Annotated in this window: 18 protein-coding genes and 2 pseudogenes; 14 read left to right on the top strand and 6 right to left on the bottom strand. The window is 71.3% G+C overall.

All coding sequences use genetic code 11. The features are described from left to right. The first annotated feature begins 72 nt into the window (after window positions 1-72). Together AN216_RS15000 and AN216_RS15005 are read left to right on the top strand one after the other, a co-directional pair. Entirely contained in the window at window positions 73-1,386 is a 1,314-nt protein-coding gene (locus AN216_RS15000; protein ID WP_070197160.1) for a 6-phospho-beta-glucosidase, read from the top strand. A 62-nt stretch (window positions 1,387-1,448) separates the two neighbouring features. Then, on the top strand, window positions 1,449-2,504 hold the full coding sequence (locus AN216_RS15005; protein WP_070197313.1) for an N-acetylglucosamine kinase: 1,056 nt from the start codon (window positions 1,449-1,451) through the stop codon (window positions 2,502-2,504). Window positions 2,505-2,555: 51 nt separating this feature from the next. On the opposite strand, the gene AN216_RS15010 is transcribed toward AN216_RS15005, so the two are convergent. After that, entirely contained in the window at window positions 2,556-3,149 is a 594-nt protein-coding gene (locus AN216_RS15010) for a hypothetical protein (protein ID WP_139140928.1), read from the bottom strand. Between the two features lie 412 nt (window positions 3,150-3,561). Between AN216_RS15010 and AN216_RS15015 the strand changes: the two genes are divergently transcribed. From AN216_RS15015 to AN216_RS15045, 9 genes and pseudogenes are all read left to right on the top strand, one after another. Next, window positions 3,562-4,971, top strand: a complete 1,410-nt coding sequence (locus AN216_RS15015; protein WP_244502466.1) for a hypothetical protein — start codon at window positions 3,562-3,564, stop codon at window positions 4,969-4,971. Window positions 4,972-5,233: 262 nt separating this feature from the next. Further along, complete coding sequence (locus tag AN216_RS30710; protein WP_275522325.1) at window positions 5,234-5,359, top strand: hypothetical protein; 126 nt, start codon at window positions 5,234-5,236, stop codon at window positions 5,357-5,359. A gap of 80 nt (window positions 5,360-5,439) precedes the next feature. Next, window positions 5,440-6,801, top strand: coding sequence for a coiled-coil domain-containing protein (locus AN216_RS15020; RefSeq protein WP_070197162.1), 1,362 nt, complete (start codon window positions 5,440-5,442; stop codon window positions 6,799-6,801). Then, entirely contained in the window at window positions 6,798-7,298 is a 501-nt protein-coding gene (locus AN216_RS31080; RefSeq protein WP_420855739.1) for a hypothetical protein, read from the top strand. Before AN216_RS15020 ends, AN216_RS31080 begins: the two co-directional genes overlap by 4 nt. Continuing rightward, window positions 7,253-8,860: pseudogene (locus AN216_RS15030) on the top strand (tetratricopeptide repeat protein); the annotation flags it as partial. The gene AN216_RS31080 and the pseudogene AN216_RS15030, both read left to right, overlap by 46 nt. A 198-nt stretch (window positions 8,861-9,058) precedes the next feature. Further along, window positions 9,059-9,229 (top strand): tetratricopeptide repeat protein, encoded by a 171-nt coding sequence (locus AN216_RS31295; protein WP_275522072.1) that lies wholly within the window; start codon window positions 9,059-9,061, stop codon window positions 9,227-9,229. A 5-nt stretch (window positions 9,230-9,234) separates the two neighbouring features. Beyond that, window positions 9,235-10,635 (top strand): PP2C family protein-serine/threonine phosphatase, encoded by a 1,401-nt coding sequence (locus tag AN216_RS15035; protein ID WP_070197315.1) that lies wholly within the window; start codon window positions 9,235-9,237, stop codon window positions 10,633-10,635. Between the two features lie 253 nt (window positions 10,636-10,888). After that, window positions 10,889-11,924 (top strand): annotated as a pseudogene (locus AN216_RS15040) (vWA domain-containing protein); the annotation flags it as partial. Window positions 11,925-11,949: 25 nt separating this feature from the next. After that, entirely contained in the window at window positions 11,950-13,245 is a 1,296-nt protein-coding gene (locus AN216_RS15045; protein ID WP_070197164.1) for an FHA domain-containing protein, read from the top strand. Window positions 13,246-13,341: 96 nt separating this feature from the next. Here AN216_RS15045 and AN216_RS15050 read toward each other — a convergent pair whose 3' ends face one another. Beyond that, window positions 13,342-14,304 (bottom strand): methyltransferase domain-containing protein, encoded by a 963-nt coding sequence (locus AN216_RS15050; protein ID WP_070197165.1) that lies wholly within the window; start codon window positions 14,302-14,304, stop codon window positions 13,342-13,344. A 289-nt stretch (window positions 14,305-14,593) separates the two neighbouring features. On the opposite strand from AN216_RS15050, the gene AN216_RS15055 reads away from it, so the two are divergent. Together AN216_RS15055 and AN216_RS15060 are read left to right on the top strand one after the other, a co-directional pair. Next, window positions 14,594-15,628: an ATP-binding cassette domain-containing protein gene (locus AN216_RS15055; RefSeq protein WP_070197166.1), complete on the top strand. Its 1,035-nt coding sequence runs from the start codon at window positions 14,594-14,596 to the stop codon at window positions 15,626-15,628. Next, on the top strand, window positions 15,625-16,479 hold the full coding sequence (locus tag AN216_RS15060) for an ABC transporter permease (protein WP_070197167.1): 855 nt from the start codon (window positions 15,625-15,627) through the stop codon (window positions 16,477-16,479). Before AN216_RS15055 ends, AN216_RS15060 begins: the two co-directional genes overlap by 4 nt. A 111-nt stretch (window positions 16,480-16,590) precedes the next feature. On the opposite strand, the gene AN216_RS15065 is transcribed toward AN216_RS15060, so the two are convergent. Further along, window positions 16,591-20,097: an AAA family ATPase gene (locus AN216_RS15065; RefSeq protein ID WP_079166602.1), complete on the bottom strand. Its 3,507-nt coding sequence runs from the start codon at window positions 20,095-20,097 to the stop codon at window positions 16,591-16,593. Window positions 20,098-20,241: 144 nt separating this feature from the next. Between AN216_RS15065 and AN216_RS15070 the strand changes: the two genes are divergently transcribed. After that, window positions 20,242-20,643, top strand: coding sequence for a globin (locus AN216_RS15070; RefSeq protein WP_070197168.1), 402 nt, complete (start codon window positions 20,242-20,244; stop codon window positions 20,641-20,643). Window positions 20,644-20,690: 47 nt separating this feature from the next. Here the strand turns inward: AN216_RS15070 and AN216_RS15075 are convergent, their stop codons facing one another. The 3 genes from AN216_RS15075 to ettA all read right to left on the bottom strand — a co-directional run bounded on the left by AN216_RS15075 (window position 20,691) and on the right by ettA (window position 23,530). After that, the gene (locus AN216_RS15075; protein ID WP_070197169.1) at window positions 20,691-21,362 is read right to left on the bottom strand and encodes a DUF8010 domain-containing protein; all 672 of its coding nucleotides are present in this window, start codon (window positions 21,360-21,362) and stop codon (window positions 20,691-20,693) included. Further along, window positions 21,334-21,771, bottom strand: coding sequence for an acyl-CoA thioesterase (locus tag AN216_RS15080; RefSeq protein WP_275522328.1), 438 nt, complete (start codon window positions 21,769-21,771; stop codon window positions 21,334-21,336). The genes AN216_RS15075 and AN216_RS15080 overlap by 29 nt, the downstream gene beginning before the upstream one ends. Window positions 21,772-21,865: 94 nt before the next feature. Continuing rightward, entirely contained in the window at window positions 21,866-23,530 is a 1,665-nt protein-coding gene (ettA, locus tag AN216_RS15085; protein ID WP_070197170.1) for an energy-dependent translational throttle protein EttA, read from the bottom strand. Window positions 23,531-23,601: the final 71 nt, after the last annotated feature.

The raw sequence follows: 23,601 nt of genomic DNA on the forward strand, positions 1-23,601 counted from the left end.
ACCGGGCGGGCCGGCACCCGCCACGGCTGCGTCACCGACCCGCCGACTCCCGCACATGAGAGAGGTACGCCCGTGAAACTGGCCGTGGTGGGTGGAGGCTCGACCTACACCCCGGAACTCGTTGACGGCTTCGCCAGACTGCGCGACACCCTGCCGGTCAGCGAACTGGTGCTGATCGATCCGGCGACGGACCGACTGGAGCCGGTGGGCCGACTGGCCCGCCGAATATTCGCCCGGGAGGGACACTCCGCCCGGATCACCACCACCGCTGACCTGGACGCGGGCGTGGAGGGCGCCGACGCGGTACTCCTCCAACTGCGGGTGGGCGGCCAGGAGGCCCGTGCCGAGGACGAGGCGTGGCCCCTGGAGTGCGGCTGCGTCGGCCAGGAGACCACCGGCGCCGGCGGCCTCGCGAAGGCGCTGCGTACGGTGCCGGTGGTGCTCGACATCGCGGAACGTGTACGACACCGCAGCCCGAACGCCTGGATCATCGACTTCACCAACCCGGTCGGCATCGTCACCCGCGCGCTGCTACGGGCCGGGCATCGGGCGGTGGGTCTGTGCAATGTCGCGATCCACCTGCAGCGCAAGTTCGCCGGCCTGCTGAACGTCGATCCGGAGCAGGTGCACCTGGACCACTACGGCCTCAACCACCTCACCTGGGAGCTGGGCGTACGCCTGGGCGGCCCCGGCGGCCCGGACGTGCTGCCGCAGCTGCTCGGTGAACACGGCCCCCGGATCGCCGAGGAACTCCACCTGCCGTTCCCGGTGTTGGACCGGCTCGGCGTCGTGCCCTCGTACTACCTGCGCTACTACTACGCGCACGACGACGTGGTGGACGAGATGCGCACGAAACCCTCCCGCGCGAGCGAGGTCGCCGCGATGGAGGAGCGGCTGCTGCGGATGTACGCGGATCCCGCGCTGGACCGGAAGCCCGAACTCCTCGCCAAGCGCGGTGGAGCCTTCTACTCGGAGGCCGCCGTCGCGCTGGCCGCGGCCCTCCTGGGCGGGCGGACGACGCCGGCGAGCACCGAGCCCGGCCAGTCCGGCACCGGGGCGGCCGGCGGTGCCGTGCAGGTGGTCAACACGGTCAACAACGGCACCCTGCCCTTCCTGCCGGACGACGCGGTCGTCGAGGTCCCGGCGCTCGTGACGGCCGGTGGCGCCCGACCGCTGCCCGCACCCGACCTGGACCCGCTGTACGCCGGGTTGGTCACACATGTCACCGGTTACGAGGACCTGGCGCTCGAGGCCGCGCTGCACGGCGGCCGTAACCGGGTGTTCAAGGCGCTGCTGGCACACCCGCTGATCGGCCAGTACACCCTCGCCGAGGAGCTGACGGACCGGCTGCTCGCCCACAACCGGGAGCACCTGGGATGGCTCTGACCGACGCCCACACGAGTACCCAGGCCCGCGCCCGCCTCGCCGCCGAGCAGGACGCCGCGGAGGTGTCCGCCGACGCCGCCTGCCTGGCCATCGACGCCGGGAACAGCAAGTCCGACGTGGCGGTGGTCCGGGTGGACGGCACCGTGCTGGGGAGCGCGCGCGGCGGCGGCTTCCAACCGCCGACGGTCGGCGCCGAGGCGGCCGTACACGCGCTCGGCAGGACCGTACGACGAGCGGTCGAGTGCGTGGACGAGTACGCCGCGGGCGGCCGTGCGGACGTCTGTCAGGACGTCCGTGTCAGCGACCACCTCAGCGACGAGCCCGCACCGGTGATCCGGGATGTCTCGGCCTGTCTCGCCAACGCCGACCTGCCGCGGGAGGAGGAGGAACTCGCCAACCGGCTGCGTGAGCACGCCTGGGGCACACGTACCCACACGGTGAACGACACCTTCGCGATCCTGCGCGCCGGACTCCCGGACACGGACTCGACCGGTCCGGGCGTGGCCGTGGTGTGTGGCGCGGGGATCAATTGCGTGGGCCGGGACGGCGAAGGAACCACCCACCGGTTCCCCGCGATCGGCCGGCTGTCCGGCGACTGGGGTGGCGGTGGCGGCCTCGCCGACGAGGCCCTCTGGTTCGCCGCGCGGGCCGAGGACGGCCGTGGGGAGGCGACGCGGCTGGCGCGGGCGTTGCCGGAACACTTCGCGCTGCCGTCCATGTACGCCCTGATCGAGGCACTGCACCTGGGTGACCTGGCCCCGGGGAGCCGTCACGCGATCCCCCCGATCCTCTTCGAGGTCGCCGCCGCCGGAGATCCGGTGGCGCGCGCGCTCGTGCACCGGCAGGCCGACGAGATCGTGGCGCTCGTGACGGTCACGCTACGCCGGCTGGCACTGCTCGACCGCCCCGCGCCGGTGCTCCTGGGCGGCGGTGTCCTGGCCGTCCAGCATCCAATGCTCCACGACCGGCTTCTCGAGCAGCTCGCCGACCAGGCCCCACTGGCCAGTCCGCGGCTGGTCAGCACACCACCGGTGCTCGGTGCCGCTCTCCTGGGTCTGGACCGACTCGGCGCGTTCCCGTCCGCGTACGCCCGGCTGCGCCGGCACTACGCCGCCTGAGGACGTGGCCAGCACTTCGCCAGCACCCAGCCAGCGCCGGGGCTGACCGGCTCAGAGTCGCATCCGCACGCCCGGCGGCCGGTACGCGCGGACGGCGGCGGCGACGGTCTCCCGTTCCGCCCCGTCACCGAACTCCAGCACCAGCAGCGCGCCCTCGCTGGTACGCCGGCTGTCGGGCACGGCGTCGGGCAGCGGGACACCGTCCACCAGCCAGAGCCGCAGCCAGCCCTTCTCCTGCCCGGCCCCGGCGTCCAACCGGCGTACCTCGCTCCAGGAGTACCGGAGGGTGGCGCGGCCGCCGCACCGGAAGGCGACACCGTGGGTGTCGATGGCGAGCGAGTCCGGCAGTCGCTCGCGGACCGTTTCCTGTGGGCCCTGTCGACGCTGCCGCCAGGCGGTCCATCCGCCGCTGCCGAAGAAGAGGGCGACCGGCACGACGACGATCAGCACCAGCGCCACCAGCAGCAGGTCGCCGGACAGGAACGTGGGGAAGAGCGGCGTCATGCCGAGGACCAGCGTGCCGAAGAGCAGCAGCAGGGTGGCGGAGATCGCCAGCACCGGTCTGGACGGGGGCACGCCGGCTCGGGCAACGACGGTCCCCGGCATGTGTCCCGCCGGAGGTTCCAGGCTCTGTCGCGTCGGCATTCAGGGATACTAGTGCGCCCTTGGCCCGGGTTCATCCACCCCCGCGGCCCGAGGTGCGCCGGCCCGGCGGGCGATACGAACAAACTCTGACATAGCACCTAAGGCTCCCCTATGACCCGCTGGTGAACTTATCCTCGTTCGTACGAACTTGCCGGCCTGAGAACACCCCTTTCACCAGCATCGGGGAACCGAAGGCACCCGGCAGTGTGGTAGCGACCGGAAAGCCGGGGAAGCCCGGGGAAGCCTCGGCGGGGACTCGTCCGCGGCGACGTTCCGTCAATCCCGGTGTGTTGGCCCGTGGTTGTGGCCATACTGCTGAACGGGGCCACCGCCACCCGCGGCACGCGCGGGAGCCGAGGCGTGGCACGGCGGTGGAGCAGGCGCTGCCAGCGACCGAGGGGGTCTTCGAGCCGTGACACAACGGCCTGACGTACGGACGGCTCCCCCGCCGCGCGTGTCCGTGGACCCGGACCCGCCCACGGGGGTACGCCGCTTCACCTCGGTCTATCGGCCCGCAGTACAGGTCAGCGCCCTCCGACAACTGGTCGACGCCGCCGACACGCCACCGGGCCGGCTGCGGATCAGAGGCGCGGTACTGGCCCTGCTGATCATCGCGTCCGGCGCGGTGACGACCTGGCAGTTGGAGGAGCGGAGCGCCGCCGCGGACGACGTGCTGGAACACAGCCATCCGCTGAGCGCCGACGCCGCGAGCATCCACCGGTCGTTGGCGCATGCCAACACCATGGCCTCGATCGAGTTCCTGGCCGGTCAGCGCACGGCGGACGCGAAGCGCGCGCAGGACGAGAAGGACATCCGTACCGCCTCCGAGCTACTGACCCGCGCCACCGCGAACTCCCGAGGCTCCGTCGCCGCGCGACGGCAGATCACCAAGCTGAGCCGGGAACTCCCGCGCCACACCGGCCTGGTCGAGACCGCACGCGCCAACGACCGGCAGGGGCTGCCCCTCGGCGGCTCCCACCTCCGCTACGCCAACGAGCGGAGGCAGGACACGCTGCTCCCAGCCACCGAGAAGCTGTACGCGACAGAGAGCGCGCGGCTGAGCGAGGACCGCACCAAGGCACGGGACTGGCCGCTGCACGCGCTGGGCCTGGGCCTGGGCCTGTTCACCCTCGTCACGCTGCTCCTCAGCCAACGGCATCTCCACCGGCGTACGAACCGCGTCCGCAATCCGGGCCTGCTCACGGCGACGGCGGCGGTGCTCGGTGTCCTGCTGTGGCTCACCGGCGCGCACGCGGTGGCGCAGTCCCGGCTGGACGCCTCCGACCAGCACGGCGCCGAGTCCCCACGGGAACCGAACGAGACCTGGACGGGCTCCCTCCAGGCGCGCGGCGCGGAGAACATGTGGCTGGTCGCACGCGGCTCGGGCGGCGGGAAGTACGAGAAGGAGTATCAGCGGCGGATGCGCGAGGTCGCCGGTGGGCAGGGTGTGGAGGGCCGACTCGACGCGGCCCTGGCGCTGGCCGACGACCGGGCGGGGCGCCGACCGGTGGAGGAGGCCATGGAGGCGGTGCGGGTCTGGCAGGAGCGCCACCAACGCGCCCGTGACCAGGAGACCTCGGGCAACCACGAGAAGGCGGTCGACCTGGTGATCGACCGGGTCGGCAGTACGGGCGCCACCCTCGACACGGTCGACACCGCGCTGCGGGAGGCCGCCGGGCACGAGCAGCGCGAGTTCGAACGCGCGGCCTCGAGCGGACGCGCGGCGCTGACCGCGCTGCCCGTCGGTGCCGCCGCACTGGCGCTGCTGGCGACACCGGACGCACTGCTGGCCTTCGGCCGAAGCGTCGCGGAGTACCGGTGAGGCGGGCACTCATGAGGCACGGTCAAGACCGTACGGGGCGTGTCGGGGCAGCGGTCACCGCTCGGCGGACTCCGCACCGGGGCGGGCCCGGCGTGCGCCGGCCGGTCGCGGCGCTCCGGTCGGCTGCCGGATACGCCGCCGTGGCGGGGCTGTTGCTGCCGGCCGTACTCCCCGACGCGGCTCGTGGGCGAACCCGCCACGACCGGGCCGTACGTCACCGTGCACCGGGAGGACCGGGAGCTGGTGCGACGCGTCCACGGGGGTGCTGGAGGAGTATCGGAAGGGCGGTGCGGACAGTCCCTGGCGGGAGTCGTACGACGAGGGGCTCGCCGAGGCGATGAACCCGGCGCGGGAGCCGGCACCTTCGAAGCCGGTGTACCGGGACTGAGTGACGGGTAACCGCCGTTCGGCACGGCGGAGCGGCACGCGACAGGGTGAGCAGCGCGAGAGAGCAGAGGTGAGGTCGGGATGGGCCCCTCGGGACCTGGCGGACCGGTGATGAGCCGGGAGGAGGTGGACCGTGCGCTCGCGCGCCTGGACGCCGAGCACGAAGCGGTCGAGACGTCGCTGCTGGCCCTGCAGGACCACGCGGGCCGCCGGCTGTTGGAGGGCGCGCGTCTGACCGGCACCACGGCCCGCCGTTGGGCGGCCACCGAGCAGTTGGTCAACAGCTTGTGGGCCAGCTTCGACGCGTACGCCCGCACGCTGCGCGCCGCGCACGAGCTGCGGGACCGCCGACGCTGGCCGAGCCGCGACGATCTCGGGGAACTGACCGGCCTGTTGCGCGGCACGCTCACGGTGCCGGGTATGAGCGTGCCCGGCGACGGAGCCGGCGACGGATCTCGGCCGTACGACCGGGGCGCGGAGGCCCCCGAGGAGGAGGCCCGGGGGCGACCACGGCTCGCCGAGGAACTGACGTTGAGCCAGCTGGTCGAGCGGATGAACGGCTCGTACGCACGCGCGCTGGACGTGGTGGCGGCCGCCGACTCGGTCTGGTCCGCGTTGCCCGCCCGGATCGACCTGTTGAACGCCGAGCTGCGCCGGGTCCGTTCGCTTGCGCAGTCCGTGGGCGTACGCCCCGGCGAGCACCCCTCGGCCGACGACCTGGACCGGATCACCGACGAACTCACCGCGCTGCGCGCCGAGGTGCTCAGTGACCCGCTGGCCTTCTGGACAGCGGACGGCGGCAGCGCCGCTCCGGGCGGCGGGCGGGCGGAGACGGCCCGCTACGACCGTGCCGCTCGGGCCCTGGAAGAGGTGCGCCGCGAGATCGACGCGGTGCTGTCCGTCCGACAGGACGCCGAGCAGCGGCTGATCAGCCTGCGCGACGTGCTCTCCCGCGCCGACCGTACGCTGGCCGAGGCGCGGGCGGCGCGCGGCGAGGTGCTGGCGAAGATCGCCGCGTCCGAGGTCCCCGTGGTGAGCGGCCCGCCCACCGCGCTGCACGAACAGCTCAACACCGCCGCCGACTACCGCCGCCGCGCCCAGTGGCACCGGCTCTCCCCGCTGCTGGAGAGCCTCGAGCGGCGTGCTGAGGACGAGTTGGAACGGGCTCGGGCCTCGCTCTCCGCGGTGACCGCCCCGCTGGCCGTACGGGCCGAGCTGCGCGGGCGGTTGGACGCGTACCGGGCGAAGGTGGCACAGCACGGCATGGCGGAGGACGGCCTGCTGTCGGAGCGGTACGACACCGCACGCCGCATGCTGTGGAGCGCTCCGTGTGATCTGCGCGCCGCCGAGGACGCCGTACTGCGCTACCAGCAGGCCGCGCAGGCACTGCTGGTGCCACCGCAGAGCGGCCCGGCGCACGCAGACCGCGGGGGGAACTGTTGACCCGGACAGCACAGTCACGCGGCCCGTGCGAGCACGGCGACTGCGCCGGTGCCTACGAGGACATGGCCGAGGGCGAACCCCACTGCGACACCTGCGGACTCGCGCCCGCACTCGCCCCGGACGGCGTCCTCGGAGCGGCGCCGACCAGCCTCACCGCGGCGGCGCGTGGCACGGGCGACCCGAAGCGTGCGGGGTCCTCGGCAGCCTCCGCGGGCTCCGGCGGCGCTGGCCCGGCCAGGGCCGGGCACGCCAGCACCGCCGGACCGGCCGGTGCCGACTCCGCCGCCAGCTCCGGCCGACTCACCCGCTCCCACGTCGACGAGCGGGAGACCGCCCGCTCGGCCCGACAGTTGTCGGTGCGCAGCCCCGGTACGGGCGGCAACGCACGCGCCAGCCGCGGTCGTCTCGGGCTGGGCCTGGTCGCCGTACCGGACGTGCCGAAGCCCGACCCGAGCATCCGGACCCGCACGGCGGGGGTATGGACGGGTACATCGTGATGGAGTACGTCGGCGGCAGGTCGCTCGAGGAGCTCGCCAACGCCCGGCGTACGCCCGAGGGCCGACACGATCCGTTACCGGTCGAACAGGCCTGCGCGTACGGTCTGGAGGCGCTGGAGGCCCTCTCCCACCTGCACAACCGGAGCCTGGTCTACTGCGACTTCAAGGTGGACAACGCGATCCAGCAGGACGACCAGCTCAAACTCATCGACCTGGGTGCGGTACGCCGCCTGGACGACGAGGAGAGCGCCGTCTACGGCACGGTGGGCTACCAGGCCCCCGAAGTGCCCCTGAGTGGTCCCTCGGTGGCCTCCGACCTGTACACGGTGGCACGTACCGTCGCGGTGCTCACCTTCGACTTCCAGGGCTACACCGGCACCTACGCGGAAAGCCTGCCCCACCCGGACGACGTCGAGGTCTTCCGGCGGTTCGAGTCCTTCTACCGGTTCCTGGTCCGGGCCACCGAGCCGGACCCGCGGCGTCGCTTCACGTCCGCGGCCGAGATGGCCGAACAACTGAGCGGTGTGTTAGGGGAGGTGGTGGCGCTGCGCACCAGGCGCCCACGTTCGGCGGTCTCCTCGTTGTTCGGGCCGGAAGTCCGCGTGGTCGACACGAAGTTGCTGGCCGGCACGGACGGCGACACCTCGGTCCTGGGCCGCCGGGACGTACGCCCTTCCCTGATCAGCCGAATCCGCCGGGCGCTGGGGCCGTACAACCCGGCGGAGAGCCCTCCCGTGGGGCCGAGGGGCACCCTCCGGACAGGCGAGCCGCCGGCCATGGCAGCCGTGGGCGACGGCCGCGACACGGCGCCGACGCCCGCGCCAACCGCTCCGGACCTCGTCGCACTGGCTCTGCCGGTGCCCAAGGTGGACCCCAACGACCCCGCGGCCGGCCATCTCGCAGGTCTGCTGACCGCCACACCAGCGGAGCTGGTCAGCGCGCTGGCGGGCACCCTCGACAGCCCGGTCGAACGTCAACTCCGGTGGCTGCGTGCCCACCTGGAGCAGGGTCGCCCGGCCGACCTCGGGGAGGCCGCCGCGACGCTGGAGAAGCTGACGAGCGGGCACCCGAACGACTGGCGGGTGGTCTGGTATCGGGGGTTGTACCACATGGTCGCCGGAGAGCCGCGATCGGCGGCACGGGCGTTCGAGGCCGTCTACGCCGCGTTCCCCGGCGAGCCGGCCGCCAAGCTGACTCTGGCCTGCTGTGCGGAGGCCCTGGAGCAGCTGGACAACTCCGCGGACTACTACCGCCTCGTCTGGTCGACCGATCCGACCTACGTCGGCGCCGCGTTCGGCCTGGCCCGGGTGCGGCTGCGGCTGGGGGCGGTGGCGGTGCTGGAGTCCGTACCGGAAGCGTCGATCCACTTCCTGTCCGCCCGGGTCGCCACCGTACGGACCCGACTGCGGGGCCGTACACCGTCAGAACCGCTGCTCGACGAGCTGCACGCGGCGGCCGGCCAGGTCGAGCAGCTGCGGGCGGCGGGCCTTGACTCCCTGCGAGAGCAGGAGTTGGCCGTCGTGGTGTTGGGGGGCGCGCGGGACTGGCTGCTGGCGGGCGGCCACACCGGTCACACTCGGGGCGCCGGGGCCACCAGGTCCAAGAGGGCCAAGAGGGCCGCCGAAGACCCGAGCAACGCGGGTACCGTACCGCCGAACGACCCGTCAGGCGGTACGGTTACGCCCGTGGTCGTACCGCAAACCGCCGCTGAGCACGAGCGTGGCCCGGATGGGAGTTCCGCGCACCACCCTGGCAGAGTCGTGCACGGGCCCGCCCGTCCGTCGTTGCTCGGTAACCCGATGAACGAGTACGGGCTGCGACGGGACCTCGAACGTTCGTACCGGAGACTGACGAGACTCGCGCAGACCGGCACGGAGAGGACCGAACTGGTGGAACGGGCGAACCGATTCCGCCCCAGGACGTGGGTGTGACGAAGATGCCACAGCTCGACCGACTGTCCGGCTGCCCCAGCTGCGCGGAGCCGTTGGAGGAGGGGGACCTCTACTGCGGGGCGTGCGGCGCCGATCTGCGCGCCGCCGCACGTCTGCCGGCCGGCGGCGCGACGTGTGATCAGGGAGAGCAGCCAACCCTCCCGACGGACGGGGCACTTCACTCGCCAACGGCATCGCCCGCTGTGGACTCGCCCGCGGCGGCCGCGCCACCACCGCCGGCCGCCCCTCCCATGCCGCCCCAGCCGCCACTGTCACCGCCTACCGGTGCCGGCACCCTCCCCGCCCCGCCCGTACCCACCGCCCCGTCCACGCCCACCCTGCACCTCCCACGCCCGGCGGGGCAGACGCTCGAGACCCCGACCAGCGCCGCCCAGGCGGCCGGTGACGCACCAGGCGCGCCCGATCCCCCGCCCCAGCCCGGCGCCGCACCCCAACCAGCCGGCACGCCGACAGGCGAACCCGAGGCTCTCGGGCCGCGCTGCATCGCCTGCGGTACCGGTGGCATCGACGGCGACGGGTGCTGCGAGCACTGCGGCCACAAGCAGCCCGACGCCCGTGACCACATGGAGCAGGAGCGGGGTGCCCTCGCCGCCGCCAGCGACCGTGGTCTGCGGCATCAGCGCAACCAGGACTTCTTCGCCATCGACACCTGCCCGCTATCGGACGGCGGTGCGGCCGGTATCGCCGTGGTCTGTGACGGTGTCTCCTCGGCCGCCCGTTCCGAGGAGGCCTCCGCCGCGGCGTCCGAAGCCGCCCGCGCCGCGCTGCGGGAGTCCGTACCCCGCGGCGCGCACCCCGAGGACGCGATGCACGACGCCCTGCTGGCCGCCGCCGACGCGGTGAGCGCGCTGGCCTCCGGCTCGGACACCGACGCCGAACGCAATCCGCCGGCCTGCACCATCGTCGGTGCCGTCACCACGGCCGAGCTTCTGACGATCGGTTGGATCGGGGACAGTCGCGCGTACTGGATTCCGGAGGACCGAACGTCCTCCCCGGCCCGGCTGACCGAGGACGACTCCTGGGCCGCCCACATGGTGGCCGCCGGGCTGTTGAGCGAAGAGGAGGCGCAGGCGGACCCCCGTGCGCATGCGATCACCGGCTGGCTCGGCGCCGACGCGTACGAACTGGAGCCGCACACCGCCTCGTTCACTCCTCGGGGGCCGGGCGTGGTGGTGGTGTGCAGCGACGGGCTGTGGAACTACGCCGAGTCCGCGACGGAGATGGCGGCCACCGTCCCGGCGGACGCGCGTACCAGGCCGCTGCACTCCGCGCAGCGTCTCGTCGGTCACGCCTTGGACTCGGGGGGCCACGACAACGTAACAGTGGCCCTGGTTCCGTTCCCGGTGCCGACCGACGGGGCAGGTCCGGCCGCAGGGGAAGTGTGAGGTTCCGCCCCGGGGCTCTCGAAGTGCCCCGGAGTCTCTTCGTGAGCGGCGCGCGACCGACGGGCAGCGGGTGATCGTACGGATCCGGGGGCCGGTGGCACACGCACGGAAGAGCCGGACCGCCATGAACCCGGCGTGGAGCTCGCCCCGCCCAGCGTCGCGAGCTGAACCGAACAGCACACGGGGGCAGGGGAGTTCGCGGAAGGCGCCGCACACGCCGTCCGCCCGCCCCTCCTTCCCCTCGCCGGCCAGAGGCAACCACCTGGCGAAGGAGATCTTCCCGGGCAACGGCGGGTTGGCCACCGCCGGTCCGGAAACCCGGGCCCGGGCACGGGAGTCACTCGACATGCTCAGCCCCGGTGGCGGGCACCGCCATCGGCACCTGGCTGCGCCTGGCCCACGAGCTGTTCAGTTCGGCGGAGGCACGGATCCGGCACGGCATCCTGCTGACCGACGGACGGAACGAACACGAGGAGCCCACGGACCTCCAGGCCGCCCTCGACCTGTGCACGGGAGGGTTCACCTGTGACACCCGTGGAGTCGGCACCGACTGGGAGGTCGAGGAGCTGACCGCGATCGCCTCGGCCCTCCTCGGCACCGCGGACATCGTCGCCGATCCGGACGGCCTGGCGGCCGACTTCGCGGACATGATGCAACGCGCCATGGGCAAGGACGTCGCCGATGTCCGACTTCGATTGTGGACCCCGCGAGACGCGGAGGTCCGCTACGTGAAGCAGGTCGCGCCGACGGTCGAGGACCTCACCGACCGGCGGGACGAGTCCGGCACGCGCTCGGGCGACTACCCCATCGGCTCCTGGGGGGACGAGTCGCGCGACTACCACGTCTGTGTACGTGTTCCCGCCGCCGAGGTGGGGCGGGAGATGCTGGCGGCCCGGGTGTCACTTGTCCTGCCTGGACCCGACGGGGATACTCCGGACATGCTGGCCAGGGGACTGATCCGTGCGGTGTGGACGAACGATATGACGGCCACCACACAGATCAATCCCCAGGTCGCCCACTACACCGGGCAAGCCGAGCTGGCCCAGGCCATCCAACAGGGCCTGGACCTGCGGAAATCCGGTGACGAGCAGGGCGCGACCGCGCATTTGGGACGTGCCGTGCAGCTAGCCAACACATCCGAGAACAGGGAGACTGCGAAACTGCTTTCGAAGGTGGTCGACGTGGTGGACGCGGCGACGGGTACTGTTCGACTCAAGGCGAAGGTCGCCGACGCCGACGAGATGACGCTCGAGACACGGTCCACGAAAACGGTCCGTGTAAGGAAATAAGCAGTACGGAGGGGGAGGCACGACGATGCCGACTTGCCCGAACGGCCACCAGTCGGCGGCCGACGACTGGTGCGAGGTATGCGGCCACCGCATGACCGGTGCGCCGGCCGGTGCGCCGGGTGCGCCCGGAGCTCCGATGGGTGCTGTCCCGCCACCCCCGCCCGGCCCGGGCGGCGGCCCGCAGCAGGGATACGGCTACCCGGGCCCGCCCGGACCCGGCGCCGCTCCCGGACCGCCCGGACCACCCGGACCGCAGCAGCAACCGGGATACGGCTACCCGGGCCCGGAGGCGCGCCCACCCGCCCCTCCGCCACCGGCCCAGTCCGAGACCTGCCCACAGTGCGGCACGCCTCGAGAGGCACAGGCGCCGTTCTGTGAGGGCTGCCGGTTCAACTTCCTCACGAACACGCCGACGGCGACGCCGCCGCCACAGCCCCAGCCAGGGCAGCCGAGTCCCGGCGCCGGCGGCTTCCCCCAGCCACAGCCAGGCGTGCCACAGCCGGGCGCGCCGCAGCCTCCTGGGCCGCCACAGCCCCAGCCCGGAGCACCGCACGGCCAGCCGCCCGGCCCGGGTCATCCCGGTCCGCCGCAGCCTGGAGCGGGTCAACCGGCCCCGCCCGGGCCGCCACAGCCCGGCATGCCCCAACCACAACCGGGGGCACCCCAGCCACAGCCCGGTCCACCGCAGCCTGGAACGGGTCAACCGGCCGGCGAATGGGCGCCCGCCACGCCCGTCCAACAGGAACCGCCACAGGCTCCGCAGCACGGCGGGGGTTACGGCTACCCGCCGGCGGGTGCGCCGCCCGTCGGGCCTCCGCACGGGCAGGCGAACGGCAGCGCTCCAGCGCCGCCCGGTCAACCGCAGATGCCGGCCCAGCCACAGATGCCGGCCCAGCCACAGGCCCCCGGGGCGCCGAGGTCCTGGACGGCGTCGATCGCGCCGGACCGGGAGTACTTCATGGCGATGATGGGCCGCAGCGGGCCGGAGGCCGCTTCCCTGAACCTGCCGGCGTACTCCGAGCCCCAGCAACTGCCGTTGAGCGGCCACCAGATCACCATCGGCCGGCGTCGGCAGTCCACCGGCGAGGCCCCGGACGTCGACCTGGGACGTCCGCCGGAGGACCCCGGAGTCTCCCACCAGCACGCCGTGCTCATCCAGCAGCCGGACGGCAGTTGGGCGGTCGTGGACCAGGACTCCACGAACGGCACCACGGTCAACGGCGGTGAGGATCCCATCCAGCCCTTCGTTCCGGTTCCGTTGCAGGACGGCGACCGCGTCCACGTCGGCGCGTGGACGACGATCACCCTGCGGGCTGGCTGAACCCCGCCGGGACCGAGCCAGTCGGACCGACATCCGCATCAGCTGGAGCCTTCCCGCCGCCTCCCCGTGGCAGGCGGCGGGAAGGCTCCAGCTGTCTCAGGACCCGTCCTCGGGTGACCGGACGAGCCAGGTGTGCGGTCCGTCCGTGTGGTCCAGCCAGACCCACTGCTCGCCGTCGGCCACCGTGACGCCGTAGCGCTCCCGGGCCGGTCGCCCCTCGTCGCGCCAGATCTCGTACGCCCAGCGCGCCGGGATCTCGCCCCCAACGAGGGCCAGCAGAAACTGGAACGAATCGCTGCGCCGTGCGTCCAACGGCACGCCCGTATCGGACACGGGAATGCTCGCGCGCGGTGGTACGTCCCCGCGCAGCGGCACGAAGTACGCGGGTGTGGCCAGGAACCGGCCGGTCGCATGGGTGTCGTCGGACACCCGGAGCGCGATCAGTCCGGTGGCGAAGGGCGCGAGGATCAACGCCCCCGTCCTGCACTGGGCCAGCCAGGGAAGCGGCACCCGGGGGAGCGAACACGTCGCGATCAGCCGGTCGTACGGCGCGTGCTCGGGGCAGCCACGGGCACCGTCCGCGGTGATCACCGCCGGGTGGTAACCCGCGGCGGCCAGATGCTCCCGGGCGCTGCGGGTGATCTCCGGATCGACGTCCACGGTGGTGACGTTCGTCTCACCCAGCCGGTGGGCGAGCAGCGCCGCGTTCCACCCCGGCCCGGTCCCCACCTCCAGCACCCGGTTCCCGTCGACCACCTGGAGCGCCTCCAGCATCCGGGCCATCAGGGAGGGCTGGCTGCTGGAGGAGGTCAGTGCACCGTCCCGCATCCGCGTGGCCAGCGGCACGTCCTGGTAGAGCCCGCGCCACCAGCGCTCGCGTACCCGCGCGTCAGGATGGTCGCGGCTGCGCCACTCCTGGTCCGCGCCGTCCGGTGTGACCGCGTGGTAGGACGGGACGAACAGCTCGCGCGGGACCTCCTCGAAGGCGCGACGCCACGCCGGATCGACCAGCGCGCCTCCCGCGACGACCTCCCGGGCGAGTTCTGTCGGGGCGTCCATGTCTCCATGCTGGTGCCGTGGAGCCGTGAGTGCCAGGACACACGGTTCGCTGGGCCGTATCCAGCGCCCGCCAGATCTCCTCTCGCGCCTCCCTCATACCGGCACTCTCTCGGGGCCCTGGGTCGGCGATGAGCGCCCTCGGATTCCAGGTGCGCTGCCAGGAGGCGCCGAGCACAATTCTCTTGCATACCGACAAGAACCGCCATAGCACCAGCGACGACAAAGACGACAGCGACGGCACGACGGACAGATGGTGCCTCCCAATGAACGGACCACGGAGCGACAACGAATGAGCGCACCGCAACACGACCCCGCGATCGAGACGAGCGGCCTCGTCAAAGTGTTCGGCGAGTCCCGGGCGGTGGACGGAATCGACCTCAGCGTCCCTGCCGGCACCGTCTTCGGCGTCCTCGGACCGAACGGAGCGGGAAAGACCACCACCGTGAAGATGCTGGCCACCCTGCTTCGTCCGGACGGGGGCGAGGCGAGGGTGTTCGGGCACGACGTGGCACGCGAGGCCGACGCCGTACGCAGCAGGGTGAGCCTGACCGGGCAGTACGCCTCGGTGGACGAGGACCTGACGGGCACCGAGAACCTCTACCTGCTGGCGCGGCTGCTCGGGCACCGTAAGCCCGGGGCGTACGCCAGGGCGTCGGAACTGCTGGAGGCGTTCGGTCTCACCGAGGCCGCCGGACGGCAGGTGAAGAACTACTCCGGCGGCATGCGGCGACGGATCGACATCGCCGCCAGCATCCTCAACACACCGGACCTGCTCTTCCTGGACGAGCCGACCACCGGGCTCGACCCCCGCAGCCGGAACCAGGTGTGGGACATCGTGCGTGCCATCGTCGCGCAGGGCACCACCGTCATGCTCACCACCCAGTACCTCGACGAGGCCGACCAGTTGGCCTCGCGGATCGCCGTCATCGATCAGGGCAAGGTGATCGCGGAGGGCACCAAGGGCGAGCTGAAGGCCTCGGTCGGAGCCGGCACGGTCCACCTTCGATTGCGGGATGAGGCGGAGCGGGAGACCGCGCGTTCCATCCTCGCGCACACGCTGGACGCGCACGTCCAGTTGGAGGCCGATCCGTTGGCGCTCACGGCACGCGTCGAAGGGGACGCCGGAGTGGACGACGCCTCGGGCGCCGAGCAGGCGTCCCGGGCACTGGCCGAGCTGGCCAGCGCCGGGATCATCGTGGACACCTTCGCGCTGGGTCAGCCCAGCCTGGACGAGGTGTTCCTCGCCCTGACCGACCAGCCCCCCGGCGGGTCCACCACCCTCGACACCAGCACCGACACCAGCACCGAGGAGATCGCGTCATGACCACCGCGACGAAGCATGATCCACCGACCGCGGAGGCCACCTCGGTGCGCACGGATGAGCTGGCCGCGCTGTTGGTCGCCGGCGAACGGCCACCACGGCCCAGTGCGTTGAGCGCCTCGCTCACCTTCGGCTGGCGCGCCATGGTGAAGATCAAACACGTCCCCGAACAGCTCTTCGACGTCACCGCCTTCCCGATCATGATGGTGATGATGTACACGTACCTCTTCGGGGGTGCGCTGGCCGGATCGACCTCGGAGTACCTGCAGTTCCTGCTTCCCGGAATTCTGGTGATGAGCGTGGTGATGATCACCATGTACACCGGGATCGCGGTCAACACCGACATCGAGAAGGGGGTCTTCGACCGCTTTCGGACGCTACCGATCTGGCGCCCGGCCCCGATGGTGGGTTATCTCCTCGGTGACGTACTGCGCTACGTCATGGCCTCGGCGGTGATGCTGGGCATCGGACTGATCATGGGGTTCCGGCCGGAGGGGGGCCTTTTGGGCGTGCTCTCCGGGGTGGCGTTGCTGCTCGTGTTCTCCTTCTCCTTCTCCTGGATCTGGACGATGTTCGGGTTGTTGCTGCGCAGCGAGAAGTCCGTGATGGGCGTCAGCATGATGGTGCTCTTCCCCCTGACCTTCGGCAGCAACATCTTCGTCGAGCCGAAGACCATGCCGGGCTGGCTCCAGGCGTTCGTGAACAACAGCCCAGTGACTCACCTGGCGGCGGCGGTGAGGGACCTGATGGCGGGGAACTGGCCAGCCGAACACCTCTTCTGGGCACTACTGTGGTCCGGGGCGCTGTTGGCGATCTTCGCCCCGGTCACCATGCGGTTGTACAACCGCAAATGACGGGATGCCCCGGGTCCGCCGTGCGAACCCGCTCGTACAGCGGACCCGGGGCAGTGTCACTCGCGCCGCGAGGGGGCTGCCGGGGCGGCGGTCAGGGCCTCGGAGCGGGCCTCACAGCCGCCAATGAACGCTCCCCTGGGCCGCGTAGCAGCAGGCCGACCCGGTGGAGACGGTGGCTCGTAGGTGCGCTGCCAACTCCGGATGGTGTTCGTCGAGCTTGCGCAGCACGTCCCGAATGCGTGCCGTCACCGTCTTACGGGCCCGCTCCGCCTCGTCCCCCAGCCTGCGGCTGCGGCCTCCCAGCCCGGCCGCCCTGCGCAACTCGCCCAGCAGCGCTGTCCGTTCCCGTTCGTACTCCGCCGCCCGCTCGTCCGCGCCCCGTTCAGTCATGCGCTGGATCTCCTGGTCGAGCGACCGAAGGCGCCGTGCGTAAGCCGTCTTGGCCTCCTCGTCGAGCACCGGGTCACCGCCGAGCGACCGCGCGGCTGTCAGCGCTTCCCCACCCGCGGGGTCGAGCAGCCGGGCGGCCGGGATGTCCGTGTCCGGCGTGCTGAGCAGCGTGTGCAGGTCCCGCAGTCCCTTCGCGTCAGGCACGTGCACCGTACGACCGTCGAAGGCCAGGGACCACACCGCGCCCTCTCTCCGGAACTCCCCCCTCATCGCGGACTCCTCGGGGCGCGCACCTCCGGCCAGCGCCTCCGGGCACGGGTGCTCCGAAGGCGACAACGACCCGCCCTCGAGTGCTGCGCTGTCCGCGGGTGCCACGCCCTCCGGACGTACCACACGACCCGAGCGTACCGGCCCTTCGGTCATGCCCAGCTGCCCCGTCGGGCTTTGCTCGGCCTCAGACGCGGCCTCCCGCCCGTCCTCACCAAGAGCCCGAACCGGCGTGGCGGCCCGTACACGCTGAACCAGCGCGCGCATCCCGAGCCGCTCAGCCTCCGCACCCGTCGCCTTCAGCAGCAGGGTCGCCTCGTCGACGTCCTCGGGAGCTCCCCGCCCCAGCAACGCCTCCGCGAGATGGGTGCGTGCCCGTATCGACCAGGTGACGGCCCGCAGACCATCAGCCTCACGGACCACGTTGGCGAAGCCTTTCACCGCCGTGTCCCAGCGCTCCTCCGCCGTGTCGATCCGCGCCAGCCAGTACGCCACGGGGCCGCTGATCACGCAGCCGTACATGGGCGCAAGCCACTCGTTCGCGTAGGGCCCCAGGGCGTGCCGAACCTCGGCGCACCGCGGCAGGTCCCGGGTTTCGGCCGCTAGTTGGGCCTGGAAACGCAGCCACAGGGCGCGGAGTGACCGTGGGATTCCGCCCTCTGTCGCGGCCAGCTCCTCGTACATCTGGGAGGCCGACTCCAGATCGCCCAGCTCCGCGGCCGTGACGCCCTCGATCAACCTCAGGAGCGGATCAGCGCGCTGACACACCGACTGGTGCATCTCCGTCAGTTCCTCGAAGTGGCCCTGCTCCAGGAGGATAGACCAGCGCAACAGCACCAACACGTGCGCGAAATGCTGGTGCTGCAGCTCATGTCGATCATCGACCCCGGCCTGGCTGAGCATGCCTTCGGCTTCCGCGAAGCGACCCTGCGTACAGGCGATGACGCAGCCGTCGACGGCGGCAGCCATCTGGCAACGCCGGTTACCGGACCGTTCCGCCACCCGCAGGAAGGCGTAGAACGCGTCGAGATAGCGCGGGTTGCCCTGTTCGAGCAGGGCGACCCAGCGCAACGAGGATGAGAACCAGACGAGTTCGGCCTCGCCGCTGCGTTGTGAGACCTCGACGAGTTCCTCCAGCACGGCGGCACGCTCCGCCGCGGTGCCCGGACCCCACAGCTGGTCGTGCTGGGCGCTGAGGATCGCCGACAACGCCTCGTCGTCCTGTTCCCGACGGGCCAGCAGCACGGCCACCGCGGCCAGTTCCCGCGCGAACCTCTCCGGCTCGATGTCCCAGTCCGTCCGCCGGCTGCTTCGACCCGTGTCCGGCTCGCCCGGTTCCCGCTCGGCTGGCTGCCCCGTCACGGCGGGCTTCGACGGGCCCACCGTCACCTCTCCGAGCGCCCGCCCATGTGCCGTCAGCAGCAGCGCCTGGGTGAGCTCGCGTTCCTCTTCCAGCCCGCCAACGCGGCACAGCAGAAGCGCCGTACGGATGAGGAGTTGGTCCTCGTCCAGCTCCCGGGCCAGCCGCACGGTCTCCCGGAGCACCCGCCAGGCTCCTTGCCGGTCACCCAGCATGTGCAGCCCCACGCCCAGGTCAAGCCCCACGAGTGCCCTCCTGCGCGGCCCCACCTCCGCCGCCAGGTCGAAGGCGCCACGCAGATGTCCAGTCTCCTCACCGAAGGCCAGGCGGCCCGCCGCGTCCCGGGCCGCAGCCACCAGCAGATCCACCACCCGGCTCGGCGCGAGCGCGTTACCAGCCAACCGAGCGTGCCGAGCCAGCTCCGCCGAGGCACGCGCCATCGCCGGATGCGCGTCCAACACCCGTACGACCGAAGCGTGCCGGGCCTCTGCCTCCCGCTCGCCCAGCTCGGCGTACAGCGTCTCGCGCACCAGATCATGGGCGAAGGAGAACCACTCCGCGCGTTGGGTCCGTACCAGTCGCGCCGCCACGGCCTCGTCCAGCAGCCGATCCACCCGGCCGATCGGGATGTCCGCCATGGCGGCCAACATCCGGCGATCGAACTCACGGCCCAGTACGGCGGCGTCCGTGAGCAGTCGCACCAGCGGCTCCGGCAGCAGGGACAGGCGGCGCCGCAGGGATTCCCGCATGCCGGGAGTCATCGCCGTGACCGATCCGCCACCGTGCCAGAGCCGAGCTGTCTGCTCCACGAAGAACGGGTTCCCGCCGGTGCGTCGGTGCACCTCGGCCACCAGGTCCTCCTCTGGTTGCGCACCGGCCGTACGCGCCATCAGCGCACCCACCTCGGAGGGCTCCAGACCGGTGAGTGTGAGGGTGGTGGCCCGCCCCGCCAGCGCCGTCATGGGGGAACGCAGCGGGTGACCGCCCGCCTCCACCTCGACGTCCCGGTACGTCCCCAGCACCAGCAGGCGCTCGAACCAGGTGTGCTGAGCGACGAACTCCAGGAGGCCGAGTGAGGCGGTGTCCGCCCAGTGCAGGTCCTCCAGCACCAGCAACACCGGCTGGCGGTGCGCGATCGCGACGAGACCACTGGTCACCGCGTCGTACAACGCGAAGGTCGTCATGCCCTCGCGATAGCGCGACTCCCCCAGCAGCATCGACAGCCCGCCGTCCGCGGCCTCCTCGGCGGCGGCCCACCGCCCGGCCGTGCTCTCCCGCCGCAGTGCACGGACGACCTGAACCCACGGCCAGTAGCCCGGGGCGTTCTCCGCGTCCCAACAGGAGCCGTTCAGCACCAGCGCGCCCTGCTGACGTGCCTCTTCCAACGCCCCGGTGACCAGCGTGGTCTTCCCGATCCCCGCCTCCCCGGCGACCAGCACCAAACCACCGTGGCTGTGCGCCGTGCGATCGATCTCCTCGCGCAACACGGCCGCCGGATGCTCCCGGCCGATCAGCCGCGCCTGCGCAGGGCGGCTGCCTCGCTCCCGGGCGCTCCGGTGGCCGGCGCGGGGATACTCCACTCTCGGAGGCTTGTCAGTCATGGTGTCCCGAACGTACCCGCTGCCTATGACAACGCCACCCGGGTTCGCCTCAGCCGACCAGGCGCCCCGCGCCCTCCCTCCCGGGCGTCCCCGGGTCCTACGTCGAACGGTCTCCGTCGGACCGTCTGCGACCATGGTGGCGTGATGGAGATTTCGCGCGGCACCTCGCAGACCCAGACGTTCTACGAACAGGTCGGCGGCGAGGAGACCTTCCGACGCCTCGTGCGCCGCTTCTACCAGGGCGTGGCCGAGGACCCGTTGCTACGTCCGATGTACCCGGAGGAGGACCTGGGGCCGGCCGAGGAACGCCTCACGATGTTCCTCATCCAGTACTGGGGCGGGCCCCGCACGTACAGCGATCAGCGGGGACATCCTCGGTTGCGGATGCGTCACGTGCCGTTCAAGGTGGACCGGGCCGCACACGACGCCTGGTTGAAGCACATGCGCGAGGCTGTGGACAGCCTGGGACTCGATCCGGAGCACGAACGTCAGCTCTGGGACTATCTCGTCTACGCCGCGGGATCCATGATCAACTCCCCGGACTGACCGTCCCGGCGGTGCTCCGCTCCCGACGCGCCAGGCACCAGCCCGCGTCAGACAGGTGTGACGCTCAGGCCATGGCCCGGTCCACGCCCGCCGCTCTCCGTACGCACGATCACCGAGCCGCGCGCGGTGCGCAGCCGCAGCCAGCCCCTGGCGTCGTACAGCTCGTTCGGGGCGGAGCGGTCGCTCAGGAAGCCCAGCGCGTGAGCCGCGTGAGCCGCCCGGAGTGGCAGCTCCGTGCCCCGCAGCCGGCGCTCCCAGATCTCCTCGGCGAGGCCGTCGAGAAGCTGACGGGTGCGATCCTGGCTGGGCAGCCGCTCCGTACGCTGACGGAACTCGGAGATCACGTCCTCGGCGGCCCGCCGAGCGGTACCGGGTGGCAGCGCCGCGACAGCTCGCCAGCCGGACCTCGGCGGAAGCAAACCAGCCCAGGAGGGTCCGGTGACCTCCACCGGCACCGCCACGGACTCACCAGTCTCGTCCACGCGCTCCAGCAACTCGCCGGCGGACACTGTGGCGTCCAGGTCAATCGGCTCCAACAGCCGTGCGGTCAGCACGGCAAACACCTCGAAGCGCGCCGGTTGGGCGAACACTCCGAGGACGCCGCGGCCCGCCTGCAGGCGCACCGCGGCGGCCTTCTCCCAACGCAGGAGTTTCTTCAGGAAGGCGGCGAGGGACGCCGCCTCACCGGGGTCAGCGAAGGTCAGCGGACGGGCTGTCATCGAAGTACCCCTCCAGGAAGGACTTCTCCTCAGAGGTCAGCCGGCGCGGGCGGCCCTGCTCGAGGTCGTAGGGCACGATGACGGAGTTGGCGCGTGCGTAGACCGTCTCCGCATCCTTGATCTCGTAGGCCAACGTGGTGGAGGCCGCCGCGATGCGAGTGACCCAGGTCTCGATGGTCACGGGCTTCTGTCGGTGCTCCAGCGGCCGAAGGTAGTCGATCTCGTGCCGGGCGACGACCGAGCCCCCCTTGAAGTCCCCACCTTCGGGGGATTCCGCGACGTCCTGGGAGGGCCGGAACAGGAAGTCGATCCGTGCCTCCTCGAGATAGCGGAGAAAGACGACGTTGTTGACATGCCCGAAGGCATCCATGTCCGACCAGCGCAGGATGCACTCGAATGTGTGCCGCACGTTCTACCCATCACTCTCTGTGCCGGCCACAGCAGCGGCTGTGGCCGGCTTGCGGGAAGTACGCCCGAGGAAGGGCACGTCCCGTACGGACGTGTCAGCCGCGGGTGAGCTTCTTGTACGTGGCGCGGTGCGGGCGGGCGGCCTCCGGACCGAGTCGCTCGACCTTGTTCTTCTCGTACGACTCGAAGTTGCCCTCGAACCAGAACCACTTGCTCTCGCCCTCGTAGGCGAGGATGTGCGTCGCGATACGGTCCAGGAACCAACGGTCGTGGGAGACCACCACGGCACAACCGGGGAAGTCCAGGAGGGCGTTCTCCAGGGAGGACAGGGTCTCCACGTCCAGGTCGTTGGTCGGCTCGTCCAGCAGCAGCAGGTTCCCGCCCTGCTTGAGGGTGAGCGCCAGGTTGAGCCGGTTGCGCTCGCCCCCGGACAGCACGCCGGCAGGCTTCTGCTGGTCCGGCCCCTTGAAACCGAACGCCGAGACGTAGGCACGGGACGGCATCTCGACCTGTCCGACGTTGATGTAGTCCAGCTCGTCCGAGACCACGGCCCACAGGGTCTTCTTCGGGTCGATGTTGGCACGGGACTGGTCGACGTACGAGATGCGGACGGTGTCGCCGACCTTGATCTTACCGGAGTCCGGCTCCTCCAGGCCCTGGATCATCTTGAACAGGGTGGTCTTGCCGGCGCCGTTCGGACCGATCACGCCGACGATGCCGTTCCGCGGCAGGGTGAACGACAGGTCATCGATCAACACCTTGTCGTCGAACGCCTTGGTCAGGTGCTCGACCTCGACCACCACGTTGCCCAGCCGTGGGCCCGGCGGGATCTGGATCTCCTCGAAGTCCAGCTTGCGTGTCTTCTCCGCCTCGGCGGCCATCTCCTCGTAACGGTTCAGCCGGGACTTCGACTTGGCCTGCCGTCCCTTGGCGTTGGAACGGACCCATTCCAGCTCGTCCTTGAGGCGCTTCTGCCGCTTGGCGTCCTTCTGCCCCTCCACCTTGAGACGGGCCTGCTTCTTCTCCAGATACGTGGAGTAGTTGCCCTCGTACGCCAGGGCGCGGCCCCGGTCCAGTTCGAGAATCCACTCCGCGACGTTGTCGAGGAAGTACCTGTCGTGAGTGATCGCCACGACGGTGCCCGGATACTTCGCGAGGTGCTGCTCGAGCCACTGCACCGACTCGGCGTCCAGGTGGTTGGTCGGCTCGTCCAGCAGCAGCAGGTCCGGCTGTTCCAACAGGAGCCTGCACAGCGCGACACGACGCCGCTCACCGCCGGAGAGATGGGTGACCTGCCAGTCACCGGGCGGACAGCCGAGGGCGTCCATCGCCTGTTCCAGTTGAGCGTCCAAGTCCCAGGCGTTGGCGTGGTCCAGCTCCTCCTGGAGCTTCCCCATCTCCTCCATCAGGGCGTCGGAGTAGTCCGTCGCCATCTGCTCGGCGATCTCGTTGAACCGGTCGAGCTTGGCCTTGGTCTCCTTGGCGCCGTCCTGGACGTTCTGCAGGACGGTCTTCGACTCGTCCAGCGGTGGCTCCTGGAGGAGGATTCCGACGCTGTATCCAGGGAGCAGAAACGCGTCGCCGTTGGAAGGCTGCTCCAGACCGGCCATGATCTTCAGCACGGTGGACTTACCGGCACCGTTGGGGCCCACGACACCGATCTTCGCGCCTGGCAGGAAATCCAGGGTGACGTCGTCAAGGATCACCTTGTCGCCGTGTGCCTTGCGCGCCTTACGCATGGTGTAGATGAACTCAGCCAAGAGAAACCGTCCGGCAATTCGTAGGGATCGAGAGGCGGCAGTGCCGCGCTGTCGGGGGCACGTCCGCACCG

The sequence above is a fragment of the Streptomyces oceani genome (assembly GCF_001751245.1).
Lineage (GTDB): Bacteria > Actinomycetota > Actinomycetes > Streptomycetales > Streptomycetaceae > Streptomyces > Streptomyces oceani.

What these genes read in the sequence shown, in the direction of transcription:
- AN216_RS15010 (WP_139140928.1), bottom strand. Translation starts at nt 3,149, where the DNA reads ATGCCGACGCGACAGAGCCTGGAACCTCCGGCGGGACACATGCCGGGG.
- AN216_RS15020 (WP_070197162.1), top strand. Translation starts at nt 5,440, where the DNA reads ATGGGCCCCTCGGGACCTGGCGGACCGGTGATGAGCCGGGAGGAGGTG.
- AN216_RS15035 (WP_070197315.1), top strand. Translation starts at nt 9,235, where the DNA reads ATGCCACAGCTCGACCGACTGTCCGGCTGCCCCAGCTGCGCGGAGCCG.
- AN216_RS15045 (WP_070197164.1), top strand. Translation starts at nt 11,950, where the DNA reads ATGCCGACTTGCCCGAACGGCCACCAGTCGGCGGCCGACGACTGGTGC.
- AN216_RS15050 (WP_070197165.1), bottom strand. Translation starts at nt 14,304, where the DNA reads ATGGACGCCCCGACAGAACTCGCCCGGGAGGTCGTCGCGGGAGGCGCG.
- AN216_RS15055 (WP_070197166.1), top strand. Translation starts at nt 14,594, where the DNA reads ATGAGCGCACCGCAACACGACCCCGCGATCGAGACGAGCGGCCTCGTC.
- AN216_RS15060 (WP_070197167.1), top strand. Translation starts at nt 15,625, where the DNA reads ATGACCACCGCGACGAAGCATGATCCACCGACCGCGGAGGCCACCTCG.
- AN216_RS15065 (WP_079166602.1), bottom strand. Translation starts at nt 20,097, where the DNA reads ATGACTGACAAGCCTCCGAGAGTGGAGTATCCCCGCGCCGGCCACCGG.
- AN216_RS15070 (WP_070197168.1), top strand. Translation starts at nt 20,242, where the DNA reads ATGGAGATTTCGCGCGGCACCTCGCAGACCCAGACGTTCTACGAACAG.
- AN216_RS15075 (WP_070197169.1), bottom strand. Translation starts at nt 21,362, where the DNA reads ATGACAGCCCGTCCGCTGACCTTCGCTGACCCCGGTGAGGCGGCGTCC.